The 11,053-nt window shown below is 50.2% G+C and carries 24 protein-coding genes and 1 pseudogene; 1 reads left to right on the top strand and 24 read right to left on the bottom strand.

What is annotated here, in order from left to right:
• Position 1: 1 nt before the first annotated feature.
• The 21 genes from rplO to rpsJ form a co-directional block, all read right to left on the bottom strand.
• Complete coding sequence (gene rplO / locus ACJTMZ_RS22070; protein ID WP_003863304.1) at positions 2–436, bottom strand: 50S ribosomal protein L15; 435 nt, start codon at positions 434–436, stop codon at positions 2–4.
• 3 nt (positions 437–439) lie between these two features.
• The gene (gene rpmD / locus ACJTMZ_RS22065) at positions 440–619 is read right to left on the bottom strand and encodes a 50S ribosomal protein L30 (protein ID WP_003863301.1); all 180 of its coding nucleotides are present in this window, start codon (positions 617–619) and stop codon (positions 440–442) included.
• A gap of 6 nt (positions 620–625) precedes the next feature.
• Complete coding sequence (gene rpsE / locus ACJTMZ_RS22060) at positions 626–1,126, bottom strand: 30S ribosomal protein S5 (RefSeq protein ID WP_003863299.1); 501 nt, start codon at positions 1,124–1,126, stop codon at positions 626–628.
• Between the two features lie 14 nt (positions 1,127–1,140).
• On the bottom strand, positions 1,141–1,494 hold the full coding sequence (rplR, locus tag ACJTMZ_RS22055) for a 50S ribosomal protein L18 (RefSeq protein WP_003863297.1): 354 nt from the start codon (positions 1,492–1,494) through the stop codon (positions 1,141–1,143).
• Between the two features lie 9 nt (positions 1,495–1,503).
• Positions 1,504–2,037 carry a 50S ribosomal protein L6 gene (gene rplF, locus ACJTMZ_RS22050; RefSeq protein ID WP_006178917.1) on the bottom strand — a complete coding sequence of 178 codons (534 nt, stop codon included), beginning with the start codon at positions 2,035–2,037 and terminating at the stop codon, positions 1,504–1,506.
• Positions 2,038–2,049: 12 nt separating this feature from the next.
• On the bottom strand, positions 2,050–2,442 hold the full coding sequence (gene rpsH, locus ACJTMZ_RS22045; RefSeq protein WP_006178918.1) for a 30S ribosomal protein S8: 393 nt from the start codon (positions 2,440–2,442) through the stop codon (positions 2,050–2,052).
• Positions 2,443–2,472: 30 nt separating this feature from the next.
• The gene (gene rpsN / locus ACJTMZ_RS22040; RefSeq protein WP_003863291.1) at positions 2,473–2,778 is read right to left on the bottom strand and encodes a 30S ribosomal protein S14; all 306 of its coding nucleotides are present in this window, start codon (positions 2,776–2,778) and stop codon (positions 2,473–2,475) included.
• 14 nt (positions 2,779–2,792) lie between these two features.
• On the bottom strand, positions 2,793–3,332 hold the full coding sequence (gene rplE / locus ACJTMZ_RS22035; protein ID WP_003863290.1) for a 50S ribosomal protein L5: 540 nt from the start codon (positions 3,330–3,332) through the stop codon (positions 2,793–2,795).
• A gap of 14 nt (positions 3,333–3,346) precedes the next feature.
• Positions 3,347–3,661 (bottom strand): 50S ribosomal protein L24, encoded by a 315-nt coding sequence (gene rplX, locus ACJTMZ_RS22030; protein WP_003863287.1) that lies wholly within the window; start codon positions 3,659–3,661, stop codon positions 3,347–3,349.
• 10 nt (positions 3,662–3,671) lie between these two features.
• Complete coding sequence (gene rplN / locus ACJTMZ_RS22025; protein ID WP_002919748.1) at positions 3,672–4,043, bottom strand: 50S ribosomal protein L14; 372 nt, start codon at positions 4,041–4,043, stop codon at positions 3,672–3,674.
• Between the two features lie 166 nt (positions 4,044–4,209).
• Positions 4,210–4,464 (bottom strand): 30S ribosomal protein S17, encoded by a 255-nt coding sequence (rpsQ, locus tag ACJTMZ_RS22020; RefSeq protein ID WP_002438707.1) that lies wholly within the window; start codon positions 4,462–4,464, stop codon positions 4,210–4,212.
• The gene (gene rpmC, locus ACJTMZ_RS22015; RefSeq protein WP_003863282.1) at positions 4,464–4,655 is read right to left on the bottom strand and encodes a 50S ribosomal protein L29; all 192 of its coding nucleotides are present in this window, start codon (positions 4,653–4,655) and stop codon (positions 4,464–4,466) included. The genes rpsQ and rpmC overlap by 1 nt, the downstream gene beginning before the upstream one ends.
• Positions 4,655–5,065, bottom strand: coding sequence for a 50S ribosomal protein L16 (gene rplP, locus ACJTMZ_RS22010; protein ID WP_002919759.1), 411 nt, complete (start codon positions 5,063–5,065; stop codon positions 4,655–4,657). Before rplP ends, rpmC begins: the two co-directional genes overlap by 1 nt.
• Positions 5,066–5,077: 12 nt before the next feature.
• Positions 5,078–5,779, bottom strand: a complete 702-nt coding sequence (gene rpsC / locus ACJTMZ_RS22005; RefSeq protein WP_000529945.1) for a 30S ribosomal protein S3 — start codon at positions 5,777–5,779, stop codon at positions 5,078–5,080.
• A 17-nt stretch (positions 5,780–5,796) separates the two neighbouring features.
• The gene (gene rplV, locus ACJTMZ_RS22000; protein WP_002919773.1) at positions 5,797–6,129 is read right to left on the bottom strand and encodes a 50S ribosomal protein L22; all 333 of its coding nucleotides are present in this window, start codon (positions 6,127–6,129) and stop codon (positions 5,797–5,799) included.
• 14 nt (positions 6,130–6,143) lie between these two features.
• Positions 6,144–6,422, bottom strand: a complete 279-nt coding sequence (gene rpsS / locus ACJTMZ_RS21995) for a 30S ribosomal protein S19 (RefSeq protein WP_001138117.1) — start codon at positions 6,420–6,422, stop codon at positions 6,144–6,146.
• Positions 6,423–6,438: 16 nt separating this feature from the next.
• Entirely contained in the window at positions 6,439–7,260 is an 822-nt protein-coding gene (gene rplB / locus ACJTMZ_RS21990; RefSeq protein ID WP_000301859.1) for a 50S ribosomal protein L2, read from the bottom strand.
• Between the two features lie 17 nt (positions 7,261–7,277).
• Positions 7,278–7,580, bottom strand: coding sequence for a 50S ribosomal protein L23 (gene rplW, locus ACJTMZ_RS21985; RefSeq protein WP_000617546.1), 303 nt, complete (start codon positions 7,578–7,580; stop codon positions 7,278–7,280).
• Positions 7,577–8,182, bottom strand: coding sequence for a 50S ribosomal protein L4 (gene rplD / locus ACJTMZ_RS21980; protein ID WP_000424395.1), 606 nt, complete (start codon positions 8,180–8,182; stop codon positions 7,577–7,579). The genes rplW and rplD overlap by 4 nt, the downstream gene beginning before the upstream one ends.
• A gap of 10 nt (positions 8,183–8,192) precedes the next feature.
• Positions 8,193–8,822, bottom strand: coding sequence for a 50S ribosomal protein L3 (rplC, locus tag ACJTMZ_RS21975; RefSeq protein ID WP_003863274.1), 630 nt, complete (start codon positions 8,820–8,822; stop codon positions 8,193–8,195).
• Between the two features lie 32 nt (positions 8,823–8,854).
• The gene (gene rpsJ / locus ACJTMZ_RS21970; protein WP_001181005.1) at positions 8,855–9,166 is read right to left on the bottom strand and encodes a 30S ribosomal protein S10; all 312 of its coding nucleotides are present in this window, start codon (positions 9,164–9,166) and stop codon (positions 8,855–8,857) included.
• Positions 9,167–9,546: 380 nt separating this feature from the next.
• Between rpsJ and ACJTMZ_RS21965 the strand changes: the two genes are divergently transcribed.
• Positions 9,547–10,020, top strand: coding sequence for an A24 family peptidase (locus tag ACJTMZ_RS21965; RefSeq protein WP_017693881.1), 474 nt, complete (start codon positions 9,547–9,549; stop codon positions 10,018–10,020).
• On the opposite strand, the gene bfr is transcribed toward ACJTMZ_RS21965, so the two are convergent.
• From bfr to tuf, 3 genes and pseudogenes are all read right to left on the bottom strand, one after another.
• A complete protein-coding gene (gene bfr, locus ACJTMZ_RS21960; protein ID WP_003863270.1) occupies positions 10,004–10,480 on the bottom strand; it encodes a bacterioferritin in 477 nt (158 codons plus the stop codon). The two genes, ACJTMZ_RS21965 and bfr, sit on opposite strands and share 17 nt — an antisense overlap.
• A gap of 72 nt (positions 10,481–10,552) precedes the next feature.
• On the bottom strand, positions 10,553–10,747 hold the full coding sequence (bfd, locus tag ACJTMZ_RS21955) for a bacterioferritin-associated ferredoxin (RefSeq protein ID WP_003863268.1): 195 nt from the start codon (positions 10,745–10,747) through the stop codon (positions 10,553–10,555).
• A gap of 178 nt (positions 10,748–10,925) precedes the next feature.
• A pseudogene (gene tuf, locus ACJTMZ_RS21950) lies at positions 10,926–11,053 on the bottom strand (elongation factor Tu); the annotation flags it as partial.

Raw genomic sequence — 11,053 nt, 5'->3', positions numbered from 1 at the left:
CTTATTCCTCAATTTTACCGCCAGCAGCTTCGATAGCAGCACGAGCACCTTTAGTAACACGCAGGCCACGAACAGTTACCGGAGTAGAAACTTCACCAGCCAGGATCACTTTCGCGAACTCGATCTGGATACCGATAATGTTAGCCGCTTTCAGCGTGTTCAGGTCTACAACGCCGCCTTCAACTTTCGCCAGGTCAGACAGACGGATTTCCGCTGTGATCGCTGCTTTGCGAGAGGTGAAGCCGAACTTCGGCAGACGACGGTACAGTGGCATCTGGCCACCCTCGAAACCGCGACGTACGCCACCGCCAGAACGAGAGTTCTGACCTTTGTGACCACGACCACCGGTTTTGCCGAGGCCAGAACCGATACCACGACCCAGGCGTTTACCCGCCTTTTTAGAGCCTTCGGCCGGAGACAGAGTATTTAAACGCATCTCTTACTCCTCAACTTTAACCATGAAGTAAACCGCGTTGACCATACCACGAACAGCAGGAGTATCCTCGCGCTCAACGGTATGACCAATACGACGCAGACCCAGGCCAAGCAGCGTTGCCTTGTGTTTCGGCAGACGACCGATTGCACTGCGGGTTTGAGTGATTTTAATAGTCTTTGCCATGGTCAATTACCCCAGAATTTCTTCAACGGATTTACCACGCTTGGCAGCGACCATTTCTGGAGAATTCATATTTTCCAGGCCATCAATAGTTGCACGAACCACGTTGATCGGGTTGGTGGAACCATATGCTTTAGCCAGAACGTTATGAACTCCAGCAACTTCCAGAACGGCGCGCATTGCACCACCGGCGATGATACCGGTACCTTCGGAAGCTGGCTGCATGAATACACGAGAACCCGTGTGAACACCTTTAACTGGGTGTTGCAGGGTACCGTTGTTCAGCGCGACGTTAATCATATTGCGACGGGCTTTTTCCATCGCTTTCTGGATCGCTGCTGGAACTTCACGCGCTTTACCGTAACCAAAACCAACGCGACCGTTACCATCACCCACTACAGTCAGAGCTGTGAAGGAGAAAATACGACCACCTTTAACGGTTTTAGATACGCGGTTTACCGCGATCAGCTTTTCCTGCAGTTCGCCAGCCTGTTTTTCGATGTGAGCCATCTTACACCTCTACCTTAGAACTGAAGGCCAGCTTCACGGGCAGCATCTGCCAGTGCCTGGACACGACCATGATATTGGAACCCGGAACGGTCAAAGGAAACATTGCTGATGCCTTTTTCCAGAGCGCGTTCAGCGACAGCTTTACCTACAGCTGCTGCGGCGTCTTTGTTACCGGTATACTTCAATTGTTCTGAGATAGCTTTTTCTACAGTAGAAGCAGCTACCAGAACTTCAGAACCGTTCGGTGCAATTACCTGTGCGTAAATATGACGCGGGGTACGATGTACCACCAGGCGAGTTGCACCCAGCTCTTTGAGCTTGCGGCGTGCGCGGGTCGCACGACGGATACGAGCAGATTTCTTATCCATAGTGTTACCTTACTTCTTCTTAGCCTCTTTGGTACGCACGACTTCGTCGGCGTAACGAACACCCTTGCCTTTATAAGGCTCAGGACGACGGTAGGCGCGCAGATCTGCTGCAACCTGACCGATCAGCTGTTTATCAGCGCCTTTCAGCACGATTTCAGTCTGAGTCGGGCATTCTGCAGTGATACCGGCCGGCAGCGGATGCTCAACAGGGTGTGAGAAGCCCAGAGACAGGCCTACTGCATTCCCTTTGATAGCTGCACGATAACCTACACCAACCAGCTGAAGCTTTTTAGTGAAGCCTTCGGTAACACCAACAACCATTGAGTTCAGCAGGGCACGCGCGGTACCAGCCTGAGCCCATCCATCCACGAAACCATCACGTGGACCGAAGGTCAGAGCGTTATCTGCATGTTTAACTTCAACAGCATTGTTGAGGGTACGAGTCAGCTCGCCGTTTTTACCTTTGATCGTAATAACCTGACCGTCGATTTTTACATCAACGCCGGCAGGAATAACGACCGGTGCTTTAGCAACACGAGACATTCTTTCCTCCGATTAGGCTACGTAGCAGATAATTTCGCCACCAAGACCAGCCTGGCGCGCTGCACGATCAGTCATAACACCTTTAGAGGTAGAAACAACTGCGATACCAAGACCAGCCATTACTTTTGGCAGCTCATCTTTTTTCTTATAGATGCGCAGGCCTGGGCGGCTGACACGCTGAATGCTTTCTACAACAGCTTTACCCTGGAAATACTTGAGAGTAAGTTCCAGTTCCGGCTTGGTGTCGCCTTCAACTTTAAAATCTTCGATAAAACCTTCTTCCTTCAGCACGTTGGCAATTGCCACTTTCAGCTTGGCGGAAGGCATGGTGACCGCAACTTTGTTCGCGGCCTGACCGTTACGGATACGGGTCAGCATATCCGCGATCGGATCTTGCATGCTCATCTGTCTTTACTCCCGTGATTCAATTGGTAATTACCAGCTAGCCTTTTTCAAGCCTGGCACTTCACCGCGCATGGCGGCTTCACGCAGTTTGATACGGCTCAACCCAAACTTGCCCACATAACCATGTGGACGACCTGTTTGACGACAGCGGTTACGCTGACGAGACGGGCTGGAATCACGCGGCAGAGACTGCAGCTTGAGAACCGCATTCCAACGATCTTCGTCGGAAGCGTTCACATCAGAAATGATCGCTTTCAGTTCAGCGCGTTTAGCGAAGAATTTATCAGCTAAAGCTACGCGCTTTACTTCGCGTGCTTTCATTGATTGCTTAGCCATTCAGTAACCCTACCTTACTTGCGGAACGGGAAGTCAAAGGCAGCCAGCAGAGCACGGCCTTCTTCATCAGATTTCGCAGTAGTGGTAATGGTAATATCCAAACCACGCACGCGGTCGACTTTATCGTAGTCGATTTCTGGGAAGATGATCTGCTCACGGACACCCATGCTGTAGTTACCACGACCGTCGAAAGACTTAGCGGACAAGCCACGGAAGTCACGGATACGTGGAACAGCAATAGTGATCAGGCGCTCAAGGAACTCCCACATGCGTTCGCCACGTAGAGTTACTTTACAGCCGATCGGATAGCCCTGACGGATTTTGAAGCCTGCAACAGATTTGCGTGCTTTGGTGATCAGCGGTTTTTGACCGGAGATTGCTGTCAGGTCAGCTGCTGCGTTATCCAGCAGTTTCTTGTCAGCGATCGCTTCACCAACACCCATGTTCAGGGTGATCTTCTCGACCCGAGGGACTTGCATGACAGAATTGTAGTTAAACTCAGTCATGAGTTTGTTAACTACTTCGTCTTTGTAGTAATCATGCAGTTTCGCCATCGTACTACTCCAAATTACTTGATAGTTTCGCTGTTAGATTTGAAGAAACGGACTTTTTTACCGTCTTCGAATCTAAAGCCTACACGGTCAGCCTTGCCGGTAGCCGCATTGAAGATTGCAACGTTAGAAACCTGAATAGCAGCTTCTTTTTCAACGATGCCGCCTGGTTGGTTCAGGGCCGGAACCGGCTTCTGATGTTTCTTAACCAGGTTGATACCTTCAACGACAAGTTTGCCGGAAGACAGAACATTTTTTACTTTACCGCGTTTACCTTTATCTTTACCGGTTAACACGATAACTTCGTCATCACGACGGATTTTCGCTGCCATGATTCGCTCCTTAGAGTACTTCTGGTGCCAGAGAGATAATTTTCATGAACTTCTCAGTACGAAGTTCACGAGTTACCGGCCCAAAGATACGCGTGCCGATAGGCTGCTCGCTGTTATTGTTTAAAATAACGCATGCATTACCATCGAAGCGAATGACAGAACCGTCAGGGCGACGAACACCCTTCTTGGTGCGCACCACTACCGCCTTCAGCACATCACCTTTTTTGACCTTACCACGTGGAATTGCTTCCTTGATGGTGATCTTGATGATGTCGCCTACGCCTGCGTAGCGACGGTGCGAGCCACCCAGAACCTTGATACACATTACGCGACGTGCACCGGAGTTGTCGGCGACGTTCAGCATAGTCTGTTCTTGGATCATTTTAGTGCTCCGCTAATGTCAACTACTACCTGAGACTCTAAAATCAGAGCCGTTAAAAAGCCCCATATCGAGGGCGCGGCATTATAACACCGCTTCTGCAATATGGGTAGAAAAAATAAACGGCTCATCGCTGAGCCGTTTATTCGTATTGAGAATGCGTACTCTATTACAGAACCGCTTTCTCTACAACGCGAACCAGCGTCCAGGACTTAGTCTTGGACAGTGGACGGCATTCACGGATTTCCACCTTGTCGCCGATACCACATTCGTTGTTCTCGTCATGTACGTGCAGTTTGGTCGTACGCTTGATGAATTTACCGTAGATCGGGTGTTTCACAAAACGTTCGATAGCTACAACAATGGATTTCTCCATTTTATCGCTAACAACACGACCTTGCAGAGTACGGATTTTATCGGTCATTACGCACCCGCCTTCTGAGTCAGTAAAGTCTTAACGCGCGCAACATTGCGACGCACTTGCTTCAGCAGGTGAGTCTGTTGCAGCTGGCCACTTGCAGCCTGCATACGCAGGTTGAACTGCTCACGCAGCAGGTTCAGCAGCTCAGCGTTCAGCTCTTCAACGCTTTTTTCACGCAGCTCTTTTGCTTTCATTACATCACCGTCTTAGTTACAAAGGTGGTTTTGATAGGCAGTTTCGCTGCTGCCAGGCCGAAGGCTTCACGGGCCAGCTCTTCCGGAACACCGTCCATTTCATAAAGGACTTTGCCCGGTTGGATCAAGGCAACCCAGTACTCCACGTTACCTTTACCTTTACCCATACGAACTTCCAGTGGCTTCTCGGTGATCGGTTTGTCCGGGAATACACGGATCCAGATCTTACCTTGACGCTTAACTGCACGGGTCATTGCACGACGTGCTGCTTCGATCTGACGTGCAGTCAGACGACCACGGCCAACAGCTTTCAGACCGAAAGTGCCGAAGCTAACATCCGTACCCTGCGCCAGACCACGGTTGCGGCCTTTGTGCACTTTACGGAATTTTGTACGCTTTGGTTGTAACATCAGCGACGCTCCTTATTTACGGCCTTTACGCTGCTGCTTTTTAGGTTGAGCAGCCGGTTTTTCCGGTTGTTCAACAGCAGCCATACCACCCAGGATCTCACCTTTGAAGATCCATACCTTAACGCCGATTACACCGTAAGTGGTGTGCGCTTCAGAGGTGTTGTAGTCGATGTCAGCACGCAGAGTGTGCAGCGGTACGCGACCTTCGCGGTACCATTCGGTACGTGCGATTTCCGCGCCGCCCAGACGGCCGCTAACTTCAACTTTGATACCTTTAGCGCCCAGACGCATTGCGTTCTGTACAGCACGCTTCATAGCACGACGGAACATAACACGACGTTCCAGCTGAGAAGTGATGCTGTCAGCAACCAATTTAGCGTCCAGTTCAGGCTTACGAACTTCAGCGATATTGATCTGTGCAGGAACGCCAGCGATATCCGCTACGACCTTGCGCAGTTTTTCTACGTCTTCGCCTTTCTTACCGATAACGATGCCAGGGCGAGCAGTGTGAATAGTCACACGGATGCTCTTAGCTGGACGCTCGATAACGATACGAGATACAGACGCTTTAGCCAGTTCCTTAGTCAGGTACTGACGTACTTTAAAATCGCTGTCCAGGTTGTCAGCGAATTCTTTGGTGTTCGCAAACCAGGTAGAGTTCCATGGTTTTACAATACCCAGGCGAATACCATTAGGATGTACTTTCTGACCCATTGCTAGTCTCCAGAGTCTCAGCGATCGGACACAACCACAGTAATGTGGCTGGTGCGCTTCAGGATGCGATCTGCACGACCTTTCGCACGCGGCATAATGCGCTTCATGCTTGGGCCTTCATCTACGAAAATTTTCGCGACTTTCAGATCGTCGATGTCAGCGCCATCGTTGTGTTCAGCGTTAGCAATGGCAGATTCCAGTACTTTCTTGACCAATACCGCAGCTTTCTTGTTGGTATAGGTCAGGATGTCCAGGGCCTGCGACACTTTCTTACCGCGAATCAGGTCAGCAACAAGGCGAACCTTCTGTGCAGAAGAACGAGCATGGCGATGTTGAGCTAAAGTTTCCATCTCTTCCTCCTACCTTATTTCTTCTTCGCTTTTTTATCAGCAGCGTGGCCGCGATAAGTACGAGTCGGTGCGAATTCACCCAGTTTGTGACCAACCATTTCGTCGGTAACAAAGACTGGAACGTGCTGACGACCATTATGGACAGCGATGGTCAAACCGATCATGTTAGGAAAGATCGTTGAACGACGGGACCAAGTGCGCAGGGGCTTCTTGTCTCCGCTTTCCACCGCTTTCTCTACCTTCTTCAGCAAGTGCAGGTCAATAAAAGGACCTTTCTTGAGAGAACGTGGCATGGCTTATCCTCTAAAATTATTTGCTACGGCGACGTACGATAAATTTATCAGTACGCTTGTTGCTGCGGGTCTTCTTACCTTTGGTCTGAACGCCCCACGGAGTTACCGGGTGCTTACCAAAGTTACGACCTTCACCACCACCATGTGGGTGGTCGACTGGGTTCATCGCAGTACCGCGAACGGTAGGACGAACACCACGCCAGCGTGCAGCACCAGCTTTACCCAGAACGCGCAGCATATGCTCAGCATTGCCAACTTCGCCCAGAGTAGCGCGGCAGTCTGCTTCGACTTTACGCATTTCACCAGAACGCAGACGCAGGGTGACATAAGCACCGTCACGCGCAACGATCTGAACGTAAGTACCCGCGGAACGCGCCAGCTGACCGCCTTTACCTGGTTTCATTTCTACGTTATGAACGGTAGAACCAACCGGGATATTGCGCATCGGCAGGGTGTTGCCTGCTTTGATTGCAGCATCAACGCCAGACTGAATCTGGTCGCCAGCTTTCAGGCCTTTAGGGGCCAGGATGTAACGGCGTTCGCCATCTTTGTACAGAACCAGCGCGATGTTCGCGGAACGGTTCGGATCGTACTCAAGACGCTCAACAACTGCTGGGATACCGTCTTTGTTGCGTTTGAAGTCAACAATACGATAAGCCTGCTTGTGGCCACCACCGATGTGACGAGTGGTGATACGGCCATTGTTGTTACGACCACCGGATTTGCTGTTTTTTTCCAGCAACGGAGCAAAAGGTTTGCCCTTGTGCAGCTCAGGGTTAACCACTTTAACTACGTGGCGACGACCCGGAGATGTCGGTTTACATTTAACAACTGCCATTGTATTACTCCTCCGACTTACTCAGCGCCGCCAACGAAGTCCAGGTTCTGGCCTTCTTTCAGGGTGACGTAAGCTTTTTTCCAGTCGCTACGACGACCGATACGCTGTCCGTGACGTTTAACTTTCCCTTTAACTACCAGGGTGTTAACGACTTCGACTTCGACTTCAAACAGTTTCTGCACAGCAGCTTTGATCTCTGCTTTGGTCGCGTCTTTAGCAACTTTGAGAACGATGGTGTTTGTTTTTTCCATCGCAGTAGACGCTTTTTCAGAAACGTGCGGTGCGCGCAGCACCTTCAGCAGACGTTCTTCACGAATCATGCCAGCATCTCCTCAACTTGCTTAACAGCATCAGCAGTCATTACGACTTTGTCGAAGGCGATCAGGCTAACCGGGTCGATACCAGTCGCGTCGCGTACGTCAACCTTGTGCAGGTTACGCGCGGCCAGGAACAGGTTCTCGTCCAGCTCACCGGTGATGATCAGCACATCTTCCAGAGCCATGTCTTTCAGTTTCTGTGCCAGCAGCTTAGTTTTAGGCGCTTCAACAGAGAACTTCTCGACAACGATCAGACGGTCCTGACGTACCAGTTCGGACAGAATGCTTTTCAGCGCGCCGCGGTACATCTTTTTGTTAACTTTTTGACTGTGGTCCTGCGGACGCGCAGCGAAGGTCACGCCACCTGAACGCCAGATCGGGCTCTTGATAGAACCTGAACGCGCACGGCCGGTACCTTTCTGGCGCCATGGCTTTTTGCCTGAACCAGTTACTTCAGCACGAGTCTTCTGAGCACGAGTACCCTGACGAGCACCAGCTGCATAAGCAACAACAACCTGGTGAACCAGCGCTTCGTTGAAATCACGACCGAAGGTAGTTTCGGAAACAGTCAGCGCGCTCTGCGCGTCTTTCAATACTAATTCCATTGCTATCCCCTTACGCCTTCACAGCTGGTTTAACGATCAGGTCGCTACCGGTTGCACCCGGGACCGCACCTTTAACCAGCAGCAGGTTGCGCTCAGCGTCAACACGTACTACGTCCAGGCTCTGAACGGTTACACGTTCGTTGCCCAGCTGACCTGCCATTTTCTTGCCTTTGAACACTTTGCCCGGAGTCTGGTTCTGACCGATAGAACCCGGAACGCGGTGAGACAAGGAGTTACCGTGAGTAGCGTCCTGGGTACGGAAGTTCCAGCGCTTAACGGTACCAGCAAAACCTTTACCTTTAGAGGTACCGGTTACGTCAACTTTTTTAACGTCAGCAAACAGCTCAACGCTAATGTCCTGACCTACGGTGAACTCTTCGCCTTCAGCAAGACGGAATTCCCACAGACCACGGCCAGCTTCAACGCCAGCTTTAGCGAAGTGACCCGCTTCTGGTTTGGTTACACGGTTAGCTTTTTTAGCACCAGTGGTAACCTGAATAGCGCGGTAGCCATCGTTAGCCAGATCTTTAACCTGAGTAACGCGGTTTGCTTCAACTTCGATTACGGTTACTGGGATAGAAACGCCATCTTCAGTGAAGATGCGGGTCATACCCACTTTTTTACCGACTAAACCAATCATTGTTTCAACCTCTCAATCGCTCGATGACCTGATTAACCCAGGCTGATCTGCACGTCTACACCGGCAGCCAGATCCAGACGCATCAGAGCATCAACGGTTTTCTCAGTTGGCTCAACGATGTCAACCAGACGCTTGTGAGTGCGGATTTCGTACTGATCACGCGCATCTTTGTTAACGTGCGGAGAGATCAGAACGGTAAAGCGCTCTTTGCGGGTCGGCAGCGGGATCGGACCACGGACTTGCGCACCAGTGCGCTTAGCAGTCTCGACGATTTCCGCGGTTGATTGATCGATCAGACGATGATCAAACGCTTTAAGGCGGATACGGATTCTTTGGTTCTGCATGAGACCAGAGCTCCAATTATTTTATAAACGAAAATGATTACTCCTCAAACCCATTACGATTGATGGGAGAGTGTAACCGTTCTTACGTAGCTCCCCAATTGGGAGCATTGTTGAGTAACAAAGTGAGCTACTCTGGTTCAGATTGAACCCGCCGTCAATTACGACAAGCCCGCGCATTATACGTAAATCAGAGAAAGACGCAAGTGCCGTTTAGAAATTAAGCGCCAAAGACGTACTATACGTAAGGCCGCGCAATTTTTTATGCAAAGTATCCCTTCTCAACTCTTTGTCTGAAGCCGCTACGCAATTGCTGTTTTTACACATTGCCGGGAATGCAGATTATTACGAGTATGCGCTCAAACCATTTTGAGGCTCTCGCTATGCTACTGTCCCTCCCCTTTCTGCTGATCTATTTTGCGTTATCGGCCTTGCTTGTTCGCACCGATATTCGCACGGGGCTTCTTCCCGATAAATTTCTTTGCCCGCTGCTATGGACGGGCCTGCTCTACCAGCTTTGTCTCCATCCTGATTTTTTGCCGAGCGCGGTAGTGGGTGCGATGGCAGGATACGCCGGATTCGCCATTATCTATTGGGGATACCGTCTCATCTGCCGACGTGAAGGGATGGGATATGGCGACATAAAATATCTGGCGGCGCTGGGGGCATGGCATGGCTGGTGTGTACTACCAATACTTGCATTAGTGGCCGCGTTAATGGCTCTGCTGTATCTGGTTGCTTTCTCGTTATTTACCCCTGATAAGCAGGCATTAAAAAACCCACTGCCTTTTGGGCCATTTCTGGCGGCAGCGGGTTTATGCGTTGGCTGGGAAAGCCTGATTAACTTTCCACTTTGATCTGAGACTGAAGGTAGTTCTGTAGGCCAATTTTGCTAATGAGATCCAGTTCGGTCTCAAGCCAGTCGATGTGCCCTTCTTCATCGGCCAGGATCTGGATCATCATATCGCGGCTGACGTAGTCATGTACGCTGTCCGCATAGGCAATGGCTTCACGCAGATCTTTTGCACCCTCCAGCTCCAGCCGGAGATCAGAACGCAGCATCTCTTCGACATCTTCTCCGATGCCCAGTTTTCCGAGATCCTGTAGGTTAGGAATGCCTTCGAGGAATAAAATACGCTCAATGTATTTATCGGCGTGTTTCATTTCATCAATGGACTCATGGTATTCAACATCGTTGAGGCGAGTCAGTCCCCAGTTTTTAAACATTCTTGCATGGAGAAAATACTGATTGATTGCGACAAGCTCATTTCCCAATAATTTATTGAGATAACTTATGATTTTAACATCACCTTTCATTATATAGTCCCTCCGCTTCCACTCATTGAAGCGTAGATCGGGCTACGGGGATGTCAAAAAAAAGATAGAGGCTTACGCGATCTCTTTGAATTCCGGGATCTGCATCAGTTCGTCCTGCATGATCTCACGCGCTGCGCGAACGCATTTACCGCATTGATTTCCCACCGGAACAAACTTGCGAAGCTGCTGGAAAGATTGTGGTTGAAACTGGCGAACGGCCTGACGAATTTTTTTGTCGCTTACACCATTACATAAACAAACGTACATAAAGACTCCCGTTCAAAATATGCGCAAAGTGTAAGTGAGAATGGTTATGATTACAATAGCGCGGGCGTCGGAATACGTGGCGGGAGAAAGCAAAAAATGCGAATTTTTATGACAATGCCCCAACGGCAGAAAACAAAAAAGGACGCCGGAGCGTCCTTTTTATTTCAGGGATAATTAATTAGCCCAGAACTTTAGCAACAACGCCCGCGCCAACGGTACGGCCGCCTTCACGGATTGCGAAACGCAGACCGTCGTCCATCGCGATTGGGTGGATCAGCGTCACAACCATCTTGATGTTGTCGCCTG

Source organism: Enterobacter sp. DN, from assembly GCF_046054285.1.
Classification (GTDB): Bacteria; Pseudomonadota; Gammaproteobacteria; order Enterobacterales; family Enterobacteriaceae; genus Enterobacter; species Enterobacter hormaechei_C.
Note: the sequence above shows the minus strand (reverse complement) of the source record. Positions and strands in the feature narration are given on the sequence as shown.

What these genes read in the sequence shown, in the direction of transcription:
- rplO (WP_003863304.1), bottom strand. Translation starts at nt 436, where the DNA reads ATGCGTTTAAATACTCTGTCTCCGGCCGAAGGCTCTAAAAAGGCGGGT.
- rpmD (WP_003863301.1), bottom strand. Translation starts at nt 619, where the DNA reads ATGGCAAAGACTATTAAAATCACTCAAACCCGCAGTGCAATCGGTCGT.
- rpsE (WP_003863299.1), bottom strand. Translation starts at nt 1,126, where the DNA reads ATGGCTCACATCGAAAAACAGGCTGGCGAACTGCAGGAAAAGCTGATC.
- rplR (WP_003863297.1), bottom strand. Translation starts at nt 1,494, where the DNA reads ATGGATAAGAAATCTGCTCGTATCCGTCGTGCGACCCGCGCACGCCGC.
- rplF (WP_006178917.1), bottom strand. Translation starts at nt 2,037, where the DNA reads ATGTCTCGTGTTGCTAAAGCACCGGTCGTTATTCCTGCCGGCGTTGAT.
- rpsH (WP_006178918.1), bottom strand. Translation starts at nt 2,442, where the DNA reads ATGAGCATGCAAGATCCGATCGCGGATATGCTGACCCGTATCCGTAAC.
- rpsN (WP_003863291.1), bottom strand. Translation starts at nt 2,778, where the DNA reads ATGGCTAAGCAATCAATGAAAGCACGCGAAGTAAAGCGCGTAGCTTTA.
- rplE (WP_003863290.1), bottom strand. Translation starts at nt 3,332, where the DNA reads ATGGCGAAACTGCATGATTACTACAAAGACGAAGTAGTTAACAAACTC.
- rplX (WP_003863287.1), bottom strand. Translation starts at nt 3,661, where the DNA reads ATGGCAGCGAAAATCCGTCGTGATGACGAAGTTATCGTGTTAACCGGT.
- rplN (WP_002919748.1), bottom strand. Translation starts at nt 4,043, where the DNA reads ATGATCCAAGAACAGACTATGCTGAACGTCGCCGACAACTCCGGTGCA.
- rpsQ (WP_002438707.1), bottom strand. Translation starts at nt 4,464, where the DNA reads ATGACCGATAAAATCCGTACTCTGCAAGGTCGTGTTGTTAGCGATAAA.
- rpmC (WP_003863282.1), bottom strand. Translation starts at nt 4,655, where the DNA reads ATGAAAGCAAAAGAGCTGCGTGAAAAAAGCGTTGAAGAGCTGAACGCT.
- rplP (WP_002919759.1), bottom strand. Translation starts at nt 5,065, where the DNA reads ATGTTACAACCAAAGCGTACAAAATTCCGTAAAGTGCACAAAGGCCGC.
- rpsC (WP_000529945.1), bottom strand. Translation starts at nt 5,779, where the DNA reads ATGGGTCAGAAAGTACATCCTAATGGTATTCGCCTGGGTATTGTAAAA.
- rplV (WP_002919773.1), bottom strand. Translation starts at nt 6,129, where the DNA reads ATGGAAACTTTAGCTCAACATCGCCATGCTCGTTCTTCTGCACAGAAG.
- rpsS (WP_001138117.1), bottom strand. Translation starts at nt 6,422, where the DNA reads ATGCCACGTTCTCTCAAGAAAGGTCCTTTTATTGACCTGCACTTGCTG.
- rplB (WP_000301859.1), bottom strand. Translation starts at nt 7,260, where the DNA reads ATGGCAGTTGTTAAATGTAAACCGACATCTCCGGGTCGTCGCCACGTA.
- rplW (WP_000617546.1), bottom strand. Translation starts at nt 7,580, where the DNA reads ATGATTCGTGAAGAACGTCTGCTGAAGGTGCTGCGCGCACCGCACGTT.
- rplD (WP_000424395.1), bottom strand. Translation starts at nt 8,182, where the DNA reads ATGGAATTAGTATTGAAAGACGCGCAGAGCGCGCTGACTGTTTCCGAA.
- rplC (WP_003863274.1), bottom strand. Translation starts at nt 8,822, where the DNA reads ATGATTGGTTTAGTCGGTAAAAAAGTGGGTATGACCCGCATCTTCACT.
- rpsJ (WP_001181005.1), bottom strand. Translation starts at nt 9,166, where the DNA reads ATGCAGAACCAAAGAATCCGTATCCGCCTTAAAGCGTTTGATCATCGT.
- ACJTMZ_RS21965 (WP_017693881.1), top strand. Translation starts at nt 9,547, where the DNA reads ATGCTACTGTCCCTCCCCTTTCTGCTGATCTATTTTGCGTTATCGGCC.
- bfr (WP_003863270.1), bottom strand. Translation starts at nt 10,480, where the DNA reads ATGAAAGGTGATGTTAAAATCATAAGTTATCTCAATAAATTATTGGGA.
- bfd (WP_003863268.1), bottom strand. Translation starts at nt 10,747, where the DNA reads ATGTACGTTTGTTTATGTAATGGTGTAAGCGACAAAAAAATTCGTCAG.